Source organism: Alteromonas sp. LOR (assembly GCF_000753865.1).
In the GTDB taxonomy this organism is placed as follows: domain Bacteria; phylum Pseudomonadota; class Gammaproteobacteria; order Enterobacterales; family Alteromonadaceae; genus Alteromonas.
Genome location: NZ_JQFW01000057.1, coordinates 110,402 through 124,302, shown reverse-complemented (window position 1 = coordinate 124,302; position 13,901 = coordinate 110,402). Strand labels below are relative to the sequence as shown.

The window sequence follows — 13,901 nt, the reverse complement described above, 5'->3', positions numbered from 1 at the left end:
CTGCCTGTTCTCTTAATTTTTTAGTTTGCCGTCACTTTCATTCGTTGCGGCGAACCAAATCAAGAGGCCAAATGCAATTTTGTTAACTACGTCTGCTAAGTTATAGATAATGTTAAGCGAATCTGCATCTGCAGCACCCACTAGGTAACCCATCACATAGCCGATTGGATAAATTGCCCAACCGATAGTTACAACCCAACGCATTGCGCCATATGCATATTTTACTGCATCACTTGCATGGGCTTCTGCTGCTTTACCTGCTTCACCAAGGAATACTTCGTACAAAATGTAGAACCAACCAAGCATACCAATTACGAAGCCGAGCGTAAGGTCCATATATCCTGCTTCGCCAAGATATCCTGGAATTAGCATGACTAGTGTACCAATAAGCAGGCGCCAGAATATGCCGGCTGTTGCTACGCCAATAGCACGTAATATTAAGTAGAATTCAATCATTAGCAGTGGCACTGTTAGTAACCAGTCTATGTAACGATATACTGTTGGTGTTTCACCCGTTGCTACCCACACGTCTCGCATGTAGAAGTAGTGCACTGCGGCGATAAACGTTACTAGCGCCGACACGGTTAAGGATGTTTTCCATTTCGCCGTTACAGCTTGTGTTTCCCATAGGAAAAACACGGTTGAGGCCATAAGTGCCATGGAAATTAGCCAGAATGAAATTCCAACGAAATCATCAGGCTCAAGGTTGGCGGCCGCGTGGGCCATCGTTGGAGTTAAAAGCAATAAACCGACTGTGGCGAGCATTTTGCCTTTCATTCCGACTTTACCCACGTTTTTACACATTTCTGAGATGGAGCTAAAGTTTATCTTCATTATTTTTCTCTCACATTCATCACTGAGTTTAGGTTGACGTTGAGTATTTTAACAATTACTTAACGTACCATTAGGTAATTGATTAACAACTTTTGGGATCAGAACATCACCCTGATTTCTGCTAATATTAAAAAACATTAATAAGAACTATGTTTAGACTGTATTTTCGTACACACTTATTAATTAAAATCAGGAAAGTATTATGAAATTCTTTAAACTAGGCTTTGCCGCTGCAGTAATTGTGTCTTTGATATCTCTGGCGTGGTACTTCGTGCGTCAACAGCAGTTTTTAATGGTGGGGGTACCTACCGCATTGTTACTCACTATCATCATTGTAATGATCATGCGGCAGGAAAAGGTTGAGTAGATAAAAATGAGTAGATTTTGTTTAGCGGCTTAGCTGTTTAGCGCTCACTCAAAACCGTGGTAGGTCACAAAATCTGCGTTGTCTGCGCGGGTAGAGCGAACAGAGTTGGCAGGAAAATCAGGATCTGGATAGCCAAGCGCTATACAAATCATAATGGCTTCATCGTCTGGAATATTGGCATGCTTGTGCACTACGTCAGACTGCATAATGCCCTGGCCGTTTATCACGCACCCCAAGCCTAAGTCCCACGCGGCCAGTACAATACCGTAAGCCAAAGAGCCTAAACCGAACTGAGTAATTCCTGCAGGCTCAAGCGTTTTGTCGTAAGTCAGCACTAACGATACAGGTGCATCGAATTGACGAAAACCGCGCATCATCCAGTCCATTCGCTTTTCTTTGTCTTCGCGAGTTATGCCCATGACATCAAACAGCTGAACGGCTACATCGATTTGTCGCTGGCGGTGAATACCTTCGTAGTCTTCCTTGTAGGGAAAATCCCGTTTATGAGGCTTTCCCGCAAGGGTATTTTCTGTATTACCTTCGCGTATTTTATCTAAAACATCGCCAGTAACAGCGTGTATCTTCCACGTTTGTGTATTGTAAGAAGAAGGCGCCCACTTAGCCGCGTTGATAATAGAATCTACGGTTGCTTTTGACACAGGCTGCTTAGTAAAGCCGCGGACACTCTTTCTTGAAGCGGCAAATTCTGCAAAATTCATAAGACTCTCGCTTACTCTATGTTATTACAAATTATTAACATAGAGTAAACGCTGACCATCCCGTGATGCAATGCAAAAGGCACACATAAACGATTGATTATAGTTATATATATCTATCGCTTTTTACCGTACCCACCCTACAGCTTAAACTGTCCGACTAGGTCGTTAAGATCATCAGATAACGACAGCAAGTTTTCAGCGTTGTTCGATAGGCCCTGTGACGCCTTGCTAACTTCTGAGGTTGAGGCCTGCATTCCTACAATGTTTTTGCTTATCTCTTCTGACACTTGATATTGCTGTTCAGCTGCTGTGGCAATTTGCGTGATTTGATTCATAATTTGCTGCACCAGCAGCCCAATTTTCTCAAAAGTTTCGCTTGCCTCATTTGACTGCGTGGTAGCCTGCTCGGACTGCTCAAGACTTGTCGTCATTTTCGCTGATACAAATCGCGTTCGCTCTACAAGCTTGTTGAGCATGCTATCAATTTCTTCTGTTGCACCGTGTGAGCGCTTTGCAAGGGTCCTAACTTCATCGGCGACCACGGCAAAACCTCTACCCTGCTCACCGGCTCTGGCGGACTCTATGGCGGCGTTTAGCGCTAATAAATTTGTCTGTTCAGCAATATCTCGAATGACATTAAGAATTTTATTGATATTACCACTTTCGTTTTCAAGCTCATCAGTAGCCGATGATGCATCACGCATCAATGTCATCAATTGCTCAACCTGCACCACTGTATCTTTAATGATAGAGCGGCCGTTTTGACTTGCATTATCAGTTTGCTCTGTCGCATCTTGAGTTGATACACAGCTTCTGGCTACTTCTTGCGCTGCCGCGGCCATTTGATTGGTGGCAGTAGCGGTGTGCTCTATTGATTGTTCCTGTTTTTCACTTGCTTGATTAAGCGACTCAGCTACCGCTTTAAAGTCTTGAGATGAACTGTGTAGCGTTTGTGCTTGGGCTTTTATTTGACTGATTAAATCGCCAATAGAGTTCATAAACTGGTTAAAGTAATTGGCAAGCTCACCAATTTCATCCCGTGTTTTAACGTCTAAACGCTGGGTTAAATCTCCTTTTCCGTCAGCGATACCTTTTAAGCTTCGACTAATATGCAAAATAGGCGCAACAATTTTATCGGCGAGCAGCACACCAAGCACACTGCAAAGCACTAGCATTACAACAAGTACAATCATCATGGTGGTCACAATATTTCTTGCCGGCGCTTCAATATCCGAACTTTCGATTACCCCAATAAACTGCCACTTCAAGTTAGGAGAGCTGTATTTCGTAACCGTCACCTCACCCTCTTTAGTATCGACAGAAAACGTATTGTCTCTTTGTGTTTGCAACGCTTTGTACATGGCTAAATTTTGCAACTCACTCACGTTTTTAAAGTTATTGCTCTTATTGCGTGGGTCAGCCAGTACCACACCATTATCGTCAACTAAAATGACGTATCCCGACTCGCCAATTTTAACATCGTTAACCAGTCGCGTTAGCGTATCTAAGGTCACGTCAATAGACTGAACACCTATTACACTGCCGCTGTCAGACTCTATTGTGGTGGCAATGGAAATCATCGGTCCGCCAGACACCCCTTGATAAGGTGAGGTAATAATCGCCTCCCCCCCCGCTTGCTTTGCTTGCTCGTACCAAGGCCGCTTGCGAGGATCGTAATTAGTCATAGGTTCAGCAGGATATTGAATAAAGCCCCCCGTCTCTGTTCCCATGTAGACATTCAGTAAATTGGGATGCTTTTCTCGAAACTGACCGTGAAACTCATAAATGTTTCTCTCTATATCCCCGTTACTTAAGGGGGTCATGTCTGCAGAGCGGTTGATGTAGTTGGTAATTGAGGTATTTGCCGCTGACTTTACTCTCACGTCGTCAGAAAGGTAGCGAACGTGCTCTTTCATTCCTTCAAAAAACAATTCAAACGCATTATCTATTTGTTTTATTTCTTGGGATGCACTATTGACGAAGTAATTGCGAGATTGTGTAAAGGTTTGCACTGTCGTTGTTACAACTAAAACAATGATAGGAACGGTTACCGCTACTAAAAATGCAGTTATCAGCTTACTTCTTATTTTCATCTGCCACTTCTCTTTGCGTTGCGTTAAACGGGTTTACCATGCAATGGTCACCGCGGAAGGCGTGTACTAATAACCTTATCAGTAAAGACGGTTTTTCGTAAGTATGGGAGAAGATTTTGTGAAATTTCTGCGGAGTTCTCGCTTTCTTTATCGACTTAGTTACCGAAATAGTTATCGAGATACTTATCGATATAGCTATGGCATCTGAACAGCAGCTTTAAGCTGGTATTAAGGTAAGAAGTAAAGCCGCGAGCATAGGGGTTAGTTTAGACGTTAACTTGGGCAATAGCTCAGGCTTTGCACCTTGCAGAGAAGAAAGCGACGGGGCTCGCTAATATGCTTACAATAACACGTGTTTTCATGCTATACGGCATTGCACACGTGTTGAAGCCCCGTCTCTGGCGATATCATTGAATTAACTTTGTGCGTTTTTTCCTTTTACTAGCCCCTTCATGTCTTTACCGTAGCCTCTAAAGTACCGCTTTATATCCTCAAGAATGAGGTAGTTTAGCGGAACAATAAATAAAGTAATCACGGTCGCGAACAAAATGCCGAAACCAAGACTTACTGCCATTGGAATAAGAAACTGAGCCTGAGTCGACTTTTCAAATAACAGCGGCATCAGCCCCGCGAAAGTCGTAAGCGATGTAAGTAGTACGGGCCTGAAGCGTCGACCACCAGCATCGTAAACCGCTTTTTTAAGGGCTACGCCTTCAAGACGCTTTTGATTTATATAGTCGACTAATACTAATGAGTCGTTCACCACAACCCCCGAAAGCGCAAGCATGCCCATAAAGCTTAAAAGCGTTAAGTCCATACCCATGATCCAGTGGCCAATAACAGCGCCAACAAGGCCAAAAGGTATAACAGACATTACAATTATCGGCTGAGAATACGACTTAAACGGAATGGCTAACAAAATATAAATCAGTATTGCCAGACCCACTCCTCCTACAATTAGCCCTTGAGACGACTCTTCTTGGTCTCGCGCTTCACCTGCCATTTCAAAGCTAACGCCAGGGTACTGACCTAACTGCTCAGATAACCAATCGTTTACCTCTGCTTGCACAAGGGTTAAATCGCCATTCTTTTTATCAAAGTCTGCGGTAACTGAAAGTGTTCTTTGTCTATCTACGCGCAAAATGCTGTCTGGGCTAAACCCGGGGATCACATCTGCTACTTGCCAAAGTGGCACTTCTTGGTTCGGTCCAATGCGGATCATCATTTGTTCGAGGGTCTCAATAGACTGCCTAGCTTGTAATGGGTAACGCACCATCACGCGTACCTCTTCTCGGCCTCGCTGAATGCGCTGAATTTCAAACCCAAACACCGCTTGTCTAACTTGCCTTGCCACAGTATTAAGGTCTAACCCTAGCAGTCGAGCTTCGGGTTTTAATTCAAGCTGAAGTTCTTCTTTACCATCTGACAATGAGTCTTCGATATCGAAAACAGCCGCATATTCCGCCATTTTTGTTTTCAGCTTTTCACCAAGCTCGTTAAGTGCATTGGTGTCTCTGCCTTTAAGCTCAACATCCACGGGCGAGCCGCCCCATCCACCAATTTCAGCGCGATAGTTAAGCTGTTCTGCACCAGCAATTTGGCCAACGCGTTTACGCCACTCGTTAACCACTTCTCGTGTAGATACGTCTACCGTGCGTTTTTCAGGCGGCACTAAATCAATTTGCACTCTACCTGTGGTGGAATTTCTTCCACCACTCACTGAGTAAATATTTCGAATGACTGACTCACCGGTATCTTCATCAAGGTACTCCTCGCGAAGCGCTTGAGCATGACCCGTGATAGATTTTACGATGCGATCCGTGCTTTCAAATGCCGTTCCCGCAGGCATGACTAAGGTAGCAGTTGCCACCTCACTTTGAACTCTTGGGAAGAAAACAAACTTGGTTTGTCCACTGGCGATAGAACCAATAATAATCACCAGCACTGAAAACATGAGCACCCACGATGCATAGCGCCACTGCATTGCGCGGGCTAATACAGGTTGATACGCTCGTTCAATAAGAACTTCTAAAGAGCGAGCAACCTTCTTTTGAATTTCTGACAGCTTTGAGGCTGGTTTGTCGCCACGGGGTTTCACATGTTTTAAGTGAGCGGGCAAAATAAATTTCGATTCAATTAATGAAAACAGCAATACTGGGATGATGACAAACGGAATAGCCGCATACCAACTTCCCCTGCCTGTTTGAAAAGCGAGTGGCAAGAAAGCCGCCGCTGTAGTCAAAATACCAAACGTAACTGGTACCGCAACTTCTTGCGTGCCTTTAATGGCCGCATCGAGAGGGTTTTCGCCACGTTCTAAATGGGCGTAAACATTTTCCCCGGTCACGATGGCATCGTCCACCACTATGCCTAGCACCAGAATAAAAGCGAATAGGCTCATTAGGTTTAGCGTAACGTCGAACACAGGCATCAGTAAGAACGCCCCCATAAAACTCATGGGAATGCCTAAACACACCCAAAACGCCACCGACGGTCGCAAAAATAGGGCAAGTAAGGTAATCACCAATAGCGCCCCCTGCCAAGCACTAGTCGATAACGTTGCAAGACGGGCTTTAATTGGCTCACTTCTGTCTCGCCAAAAATCTAAACTTAACCCTTCAGGCATTTGCGATTGTTTTGCTACTACGTAATCTTTTACCGCTTGGGTAACTTCAATAATACTTTCATCACCGGTGCGAAATACCTCTACTTCCACAGCTGGCATTCCGTTAAACCGTGTTTTAAGCGGCGTTTCTTCAAAAGCATCTACAATATTCGCCAGGTCGCCCAACTTAATCATTGTGCCGTCTTGCGTGGTGACTATAGGAATATTTGCATATTCATCAGCGTTATAGGCTTGGCCTCTGCTACGGATGAAAATATCACCGCCTTCGGTCTTTAGGTTACCTGCTGACACATCGGTTGCGTTTTGACGAATAACGGTAGCAACCTGCTCCAAGGTTAAATCGTACTTTCTGAGCACCAATTCTTGGATCTCGATAGAAATTTCAAAAGGAAGGGTTCCCCCCACTTCAACTTGAGAAATACCGTTAATGGCAGCCAGTTCATCACGCACTGTATCTGCTAATCGGCGCAGCGTTATGGGGTCGTAATCGCCATACAGCACTACCCCAATGGCGTCTCTTCGCCATTGGGGAACTTGAATAAGTAAATTCTCAGCATCAACCGGAAAGTTATTGATGGCATCTACTTTTATTTTTACATCATCAAGCACTTCCCGTACGTTGTATCCTTCCTCAACTTCGATAGTGACCGATGCACTGCCCTCACTGCTTGATGAGTTAAGTTCTCGTATTCCCTCTAAGTCTTGAACAGCCTCTTCTATACGAATGGTGATCCCTTCCTCAACTTCCTGAGGCGATGCACCAGGCAGAGACATGGTAACTCGCACGCTGCGCTGTTCAAATTCGGGAAACAAGTCAACGGGGATATGGTTTGATACAACATACAGCCCTGAGATAAAAATTACGGCAAGTAAGATATTCGCCGCCACATCATTTTTAGCAAACCATGCAATCATGTTGGCATCTCCTACTGTTGTTCAGTGTTTTTTGCACTGTCAGCAGTCTTTGCCTGAAGCGATTTTTTAGCTGACGACGTCTCTGGCAAGCTATCGGCCAGTGACTTCACCTTTGTGCCATCGGGAATGTTGGCTGTAGGGGTAAGAATTAACTGATCGTTTGGCGTTAACACATTGCTGGCATTGCCAGTAACTTGACGATTAGTGGCAGAAACAATCACGTTTTTGTCGTCGGTCCATAACGGAGTGATGGGCCTTTTTCTTAAGACTCCTTCGTCCACCACACTTACCATATTGTTCTGAGACACAGCTTGACGAGGAATGACAAATACATCATTGAGTTTCTGCCCTTCGATACGAGCACTTAAAAATTGACCTACTCGTAGCGCTGGCCTTTGTTGAGTAGCTTGAAAAGGGGCTTCTACCTGAGCCACAAGAAATAGCATGCGGGTGGTAGGGTCGAAAGCACCTTCACTTCGCACAATCTCGCCTTCCCACTGATAAGTTTTAGTGCCTAAGTCGCCGTATAATCTAACGCGGGGGTTATCAGCAGTTTGGGAGGCGTTTTCACCAAGATAAAAGTATTCCAACTCCGCAGTTTTAATAGGTAACCTAACTTCAACAACGTCGGTGCTGTAAATAGACGCGATAGTCTGTGATGGCGTCACAACTTGACCAACATCGATAGACTGACTCAACACCATGCCATCGAAAGGCGCTTTGATAACGGTTCGCTCAAGATTTAGCTGGGCGCCCATTAGCCTTGCCTCTGCTGCGCGAAGCGCCGCTTGGGCAGCGGCAACCTGAGGTTTGCGCAATGCTAAAAGTTTAGCGGCCTCACCTTTAGGCTGTTTGTTCCACTGTTGCGCTGAAAAATCGGCTTCAGCCAGCTCTTGCAGGTAGCTTACGTTGGCCTCTGCAACCGCAGATTTCGCAATATCCACTTCAATGCGAAAGTCCCTGTCTTCTAATCGAACAAGAACATCACCTTTTTTAAATGACGCCCCGGCTCGTATGTTAGGAGCAACCGAGACCACGCGACCGGAAACATCGGCTACAAGTTCGGTTTGTGTGAGCGGTTGCGCCGTACCGTAAGACTCAATCCATACCTCGTAATTATCGATAGTGAGATCCATGACATCAACGGCGACGGTGGGAGCGGCTTGACTTCCTCCCCACTTCCTTGCCTCTGGCTTACTGGAAAACATCGCTTTCACTATTAGCCCAGCGATGATGAGGATAACGATAGAGACAATGATATGAACTACCCAAGGTGCTTTTTTGTTATAGATCGATTGTTGATTTTTGTTGTTATTATCGGTGTTAACCATATTTTTACTCCGCGCAGTACGCGCACTACATCAGTTTTCTACGACATAGAATACGGCGTTTTAAAAATTTAGGACTGCTATAAGCGATAAAAAGGCGAAAAAGAAGGTTTAACACAAAATAAACATTTAGCGGGATGATAAGCGTATCTGCGAAAGCCAGTGCTGAATTTTTTCCTCGTCTTTATCAATCATGAACGGCATGGTGAGATTTGAAGGCCTATGCGGGGAACCTGCGTGAACAAATATACTGTTTTCGACAATACCTACCGCTTTGCAGCCGGCCTGTTGAAAAGCAAAGTATCCCGCCATCATTTCGCCAATCGCATCATGAGTTATGCCCGCAGTTTCTGTGGGACGCTGAAAAAGCACCCAGGCATTTAACGAGGCGGTTAATGAAAGAATGTCGAGGGTAAGTTTTCGAACGCCACTTAAATTAAATCCATCGGCATAATCGCAATATACCGTGTCGCACTGCAAAGACAGCGAATAACTTCCATGTGCATTATCTAAGACCATACTCTGTTAAACCATAACTTGGCACAAGACCACTTCACTTAGACAAAAGTATATTCCTAGAAAATTAAAAATGACAAATTAATTTGAAGACATCGAGTGCGATAAACGCAAATTCAGTGTGTTACAAGCACGTAATCAAAAATTATTAGTCATGCTGCAATAGGTTTACTAAATGTATCGTACAGCGGTGCTTGAAAATGGATGTCTCTCTCATCATTGTGGATTAGACACGATAGTTTCATCTATCGCGAAATCAGGATTCCATTTTCCGAAGGTGCTATTGATAAACGAGGTGGCAATGGGTTTAAAATCAGGGTGCTGACTTAGTCCATAAAAACGGGGCGAGGTGAGTAAAAATGTCTCACTTCCTATCGAGTCATAATCGAGAAGCGGTTGGCGGTTAAACATACTTTTTGGATTTATTTTTGAATCGTCTTTGACTAGATACATATAGCCTGCACAAGTCCAGCTAAGCTTATTTTGTGTTTGTTGGCATGCCGAGGCCGCAGGCTCTATGGCGCTTCCTAGTTCCCGAGCATATCTATCGTCTCCCTTAAATTTTTTAATTGCCGCGTAGGAATAAGGTTCAGACTTGTAAAGATCTACTTGTTGAGAGAACTCAGCTGAAGTTGCGCCTGCTAATTGCTGCTGTTTTTCATACAGCGTCTCATCTCCTTGCTCCAGCTTATAGGATGCTTGCACTCTATTTTGAAACTCCTCGGTAACTGGTAATTGACGATAGCGAACTTGCTGTTTTTCGGTTAATTTGCCTTTCGTTTCTAAGTCGAGGAGGAGTAAATAAGCGTTAAAGAAATCCTCTGAAGTGTCTGGTAATTGGTCAAGCTCGTCACTCATATAAGCAAGCGCAACATTAATGTTACCACTAAGTATATTAACTGAGGACTTTACCCTTCTGTACTCTGCATTAGGCTCACCACGATAGGTATTAATTAACTCCAACGTTTTTTTAATGTCTTGTTTATAAGCGTAGTAATAATAGAAACTTGCGATAAAATTCGCCGAACTTTCTTTAAATTGTGTATTCATTGTCGATAAAAGCTGTTCTGCTCGCTGGGGCTGTTCAGCGACAAGATACAAATAGACTAAGTTCGCCACATTTATCTGACTTTGTGGATTTGTTCTGAGAATCTGCTCCCGCCGCTTAATCATGTCTTGATATTCATCGAGACTAAGCGTGCTAACGTTTTGGATAAGCGGATCGTTTGGTGACTGCTCATAAGCCATTTGATACAGCGTCATACTTCTTTCAAGTTTATAGTTTTTCTCCGCCTGTACTGCTGTTACCAGTGTTTTAAGCGGAAAATCTGGCGCGGTTGTTAATTCCCAAAATAAACGATCTTTTTCTGCCTGAGATTCTTCGCTGGTAAATCCACCGTAATATGAGGCCAGTTCGTGCACCATAAATAGCTGTGCTTTTGCGAGGTGAAACTGAGGATCCTGCTCAATGGCTTGTTGCAATATATCCGCGGCTTGTTGCAACGACTCTGAGGTTCGTTGATAAGAAAATTCTCTACCTTTAATAAATAATTCGTAGGCCTTTGGATTTTTCGTCATTCCAGCTTCTTGTTCAACTTGCTCAGGCAGTAAATTTAATTTTAGAGCCTGTGTGATAGCGTAAGTCAGTTCATCTTGTACCGCAAAAATACTGTCTAGCGTCCGATCATAGGTTTGTGACCAAATATGCGCACCACTGCTTACTTCGATAAGCTGCGCAGTAATACGTAGTTGATTTTTATCTTTTCGAACACTGCCCTCAAGTACATAGTTTACATTTAGCTTTTTCCCTATCTCGCGAATATCACTATTGCTGTCTTTAAAGTTAAATGACGAGGTACGGGCTATTACCACTAATTTATTTAAGCGCGCCAGTGAATTTAAAATCTCTTCGGCTATGCCATCTCCGAAGTAACTCTGTGAACTATCTGGACTCATGTCTTCGAACGGCAGAACTGCAATAGAGCGCTCTGCACTGTCATCCGCAGAGTCAATAAACCAGTTTTGATAGGAAATGAAACCAAGAGCAAACGTGAGCGAGATAGCGAGTAGGTAATTAATTTTGCTGCCAGTGTGCTTACCAATTGACTCATTGATATCAACCTCGTAAGTGCGCTTTAGCCCTTCAGGGGTTAATTCAAATGCCCAAGCAAAAATGCATACAAAAGGAAATGCTATAACGAGAATGACGGTAATAATCGTGCTAAACAGTGTTGGCAAATGTAAGGCGGGAGAAAGAACAGCAACTACTTGCAAAATAATCCAGCATGTCACCAAATAAACACTAGCAACCTTAAATACGTTGCGACGTTTAAACTCGGAAAAAATCTTCATGCGTCCTGCCAGTTATTTTTATATACCCACCATAATAGATAAACACCAGCAGTACAATTATCGAACAAGCAAATGATGTATTTATTTTGTGCTGTATCTGAAAGGCGCTGATTGCGTTCGGTTAAACGCAATCATTCGCCTACCTGAATTAATCCTAAATTTAATAACTATAGGCTAAACGCATTTACGACCTGTTCAGCTGCTTTCATTCGTGCTTCGCCGTCTGGCATAGCCAAGCCTTCTGCATAGATAAAAGAAACATCAGTGAGGCCAATCAGCCCGAAGAAATCCTTTAGATATTGAGATTGGGTGTCTTTTTGTGTGCCTTCATAAATACCGCCTCGCGCGGCTACTACTACTATCTTCTTGTTTTCTAACAAGCCGACCGGGCCGTTTTCCGTGTACTGAAAGGTAACGCCAGCACGCGCTATGCGATCGACCCATGCTTTAAAGGTAGAGGGCACGCCAAAATTGTACATAGGCATGGCAATAACAACCGTATCGCTGCTTTTTAGTTCGTTGATTAACGTATCTGATAATGTGGCGAGTTCATCTCCACCCTTATTAGCCCACGCGGCCATTTCAGCTTGTGTTAAGTGAGGTAGATTATCAGCAGCAAGGTCTCTTTCTATCACCGTTACATCATTATTTGCTTGGCTATTTTGTTCAGATTGGGACTTGATTCTCTCTACCAGCGCGTTAGCTAAGATAGATGAATTTCCTTGGTCACCATTAAGTGACGATTTCAGTAGTAAAATAGTGCTCATTCGTTTTCTCCTTCAATATTAGGGCGTGTTGACTTAGTGAAACATCACAAATGCTAAGTCAAAGTATTGAATGAAAGCGCAAGAAAATAAATATGTTAAAAACGCATCATTCATTCCAATAAAACGAATAAAAAGAAAATACGCCGCAATTACTATTTTGTTATTTGATAAGCACTACACCACATAACAAGAAGAACCCATAGAAACACAAGGAAGAGTAACAGCCGCTAATATAGGGCTCGCGATACATTCTAATAAAAAGAATGAAACAACCTTTTTAAAGCAATTTTCTAAATTCATCGTTAGGACTACAGTAACCTTATTGAAATGAAGTGAGGACATTCAAATGATTTATATTAGAAAAGCAGACGAACGAGGCGACGTGAACTTAGGCTGGTTACAAAGTAAGCACAGCTTTTCATTTGGACACTACTATGATGCACAGCATATGGGTATTTCGGCGTTACGGGTGATCAATGAAGATGAAGTCATGCCGGGGCAAGGGTTCGGCACCCACGGGCACCGAGACATGGAAATTGTGTCTTACGTTATTGAGGGCGCACTAAAACATGAAGACAGCAGCGGCAATAAATATGTAGTGCCAGCAGGCGATATTCAGCGCATGAGCGCAGGACGAGGCGTTACCCACTCAGAGTTCAATGCTTCAAAAAATGAGAAAGTAAAATTTCTACAAATTTGGATCTTACCGGATAAAAAAGGAATTGAGCCAAGCTATGAACAAAACGCAGTAGCACAAAAAGGCGCGCTTACTCCTTTAGTTACCCCCCAAGGCAACGATGGAACACTGTCAATAAATCAAGATGCCAGTATTTATAGGCTAATGTTAGATAAAGGAGAGACCTATAGCTTAAACACCGCGAATCGAACGGGCTATTTGCACATTATCAGTGGTGACGCTCAAGTGAATAGCTCTGATAATTTGCCCCCTGACACCAAAGCCGATGATATCAAGAGCGCTACTATTAATAGCATAAGCTCAGAGACGCTCGATAATCAGGCTTTTAGTGGCGGAGATGCTTTTGCTATCGGCACAAATGAGCGAGTTCACATAACAGCAACCAGCCGTATTGAGGCGCTTTGGTTTGATTTACCTCCTGTCTAGCTCAAATGATGATAAGATGAGGGAAAAATGTTAAAGAAACGGGAGAAGTGGTCACCTTCTTGCGATAGCACATGAACATTTTTCCTCTTTTCTACCACCTGCCCTCCGGCTACTGTATAGTCGTAAGATAAAGGCTGTTCGTACACATGAGTAGGGTTATCTTGATGTTATGTCAACACAACATTTAGGCAATCACTCCCGGTCTTAACATACAGTTAAAAAACACCGTGATAACAAATTAATTTAAAAGAGAGTTTTTGC

General features: G+C 43.5%; 10 protein-coding genes. 2 read left to right on the top strand and 8 right to left on the bottom strand.

The window, feature by feature from the left end; translation table 11 throughout:
- Positions 1–12 precede the first annotated feature (12 nt).
- Positions 13–834: a bacteriorhodopsin-like gene (locus JV36_RS0117565; protein ID WP_442853196.1), complete on the bottom strand. Its 822-nt coding sequence runs from the start codon at positions 832–834 to the stop codon at positions 13–15.
- A gap of 202 nt (positions 835–1,036) precedes the next feature.
- On the opposite strand from JV36_RS0117565, the gene JV36_RS19735 reads away from it, so the two are divergent.
- Positions 1,037–1,201, top strand: coding sequence for a hypothetical protein (locus JV36_RS19735; protein WP_160173365.1), 165 nt, complete (start codon positions 1,037–1,039; stop codon positions 1,199–1,201).
- Between the two features lie 44 nt (positions 1,202–1,245).
- Here JV36_RS19735 and JV36_RS0117560 read toward each other — a convergent pair whose 3' ends face one another.
- From JV36_RS0117560 to JV36_RS0117530, 7 genes are all read right to left on the bottom strand, one after another.
- Positions 1,246–1,920: a nitroreductase gene (locus JV36_RS0117560; RefSeq protein WP_032096669.1), complete on the bottom strand. Its 675-nt coding sequence runs from the start codon at positions 1,918–1,920 to the stop codon at positions 1,246–1,248.
- Positions 1,921–2,057: 137 nt separating this feature from the next.
- Positions 2,058–4,013 (bottom strand): methyl-accepting chemotaxis protein, encoded by a 1,956-nt coding sequence (locus tag JV36_RS0117555; RefSeq protein ID WP_032096670.1) that lies wholly within the window; start codon positions 4,011–4,013, stop codon positions 2,058–2,060.
- Between the two features lie 415 nt (positions 4,014–4,428).
- Positions 4,429–7,554 (bottom strand): efflux RND transporter permease subunit, encoded by a 3,126-nt coding sequence (locus tag JV36_RS0117550; RefSeq protein WP_032096671.1) that lies wholly within the window; start codon positions 7,552–7,554, stop codon positions 4,429–4,431.
- A gap of 11 nt (positions 7,555–7,565) precedes the next feature.
- Positions 7,566–8,885 (bottom strand): efflux RND transporter periplasmic adaptor subunit, encoded by a 1,320-nt coding sequence (locus JV36_RS0117545; protein WP_032096672.1) that lies wholly within the window; start codon positions 8,883–8,885, stop codon positions 7,566–7,568.
- 126 nt (positions 8,886–9,011) lie between these two features.
- The gene (locus JV36_RS0117540; RefSeq protein ID WP_032096673.1) at positions 9,012–9,401 is read right to left on the bottom strand and encodes a hypothetical protein; all 390 of its coding nucleotides are present in this window, start codon (positions 9,399–9,401) and stop codon (positions 9,012–9,014) included.
- Between the two features lie 213 nt (positions 9,402–9,614).
- Positions 9,615–11,750, bottom strand: coding sequence for a FlgO family outer membrane protein (locus tag JV36_RS19355; protein ID WP_052010230.1), 2,136 nt, complete (start codon positions 11,748–11,750; stop codon positions 9,615–9,617).
- A gap of 167 nt (positions 11,751–11,917) precedes the next feature.
- A complete protein-coding gene (locus JV36_RS0117530; RefSeq protein ID WP_032096674.1) occupies positions 11,918–12,517 on the bottom strand; it encodes an FMN-dependent NADH-azoreductase in 600 nt (199 codons plus the stop codon).
- 346 nt (positions 12,518–12,863) lie between these two features.
- Between JV36_RS0117530 and JV36_RS0117525 the strand changes: the two genes are divergently transcribed.
- Positions 12,864–13,640 carry a pirin family protein gene (locus JV36_RS0117525; RefSeq protein ID WP_032096675.1) on the top strand — a complete coding sequence of 259 codons (777 nt, stop codon included), beginning with the start codon at positions 12,864–12,866 and terminating at the stop codon, positions 13,638–13,640.
- The last annotated feature ends 261 nt before the right edge of the window (positions 13,641–13,901 follow it).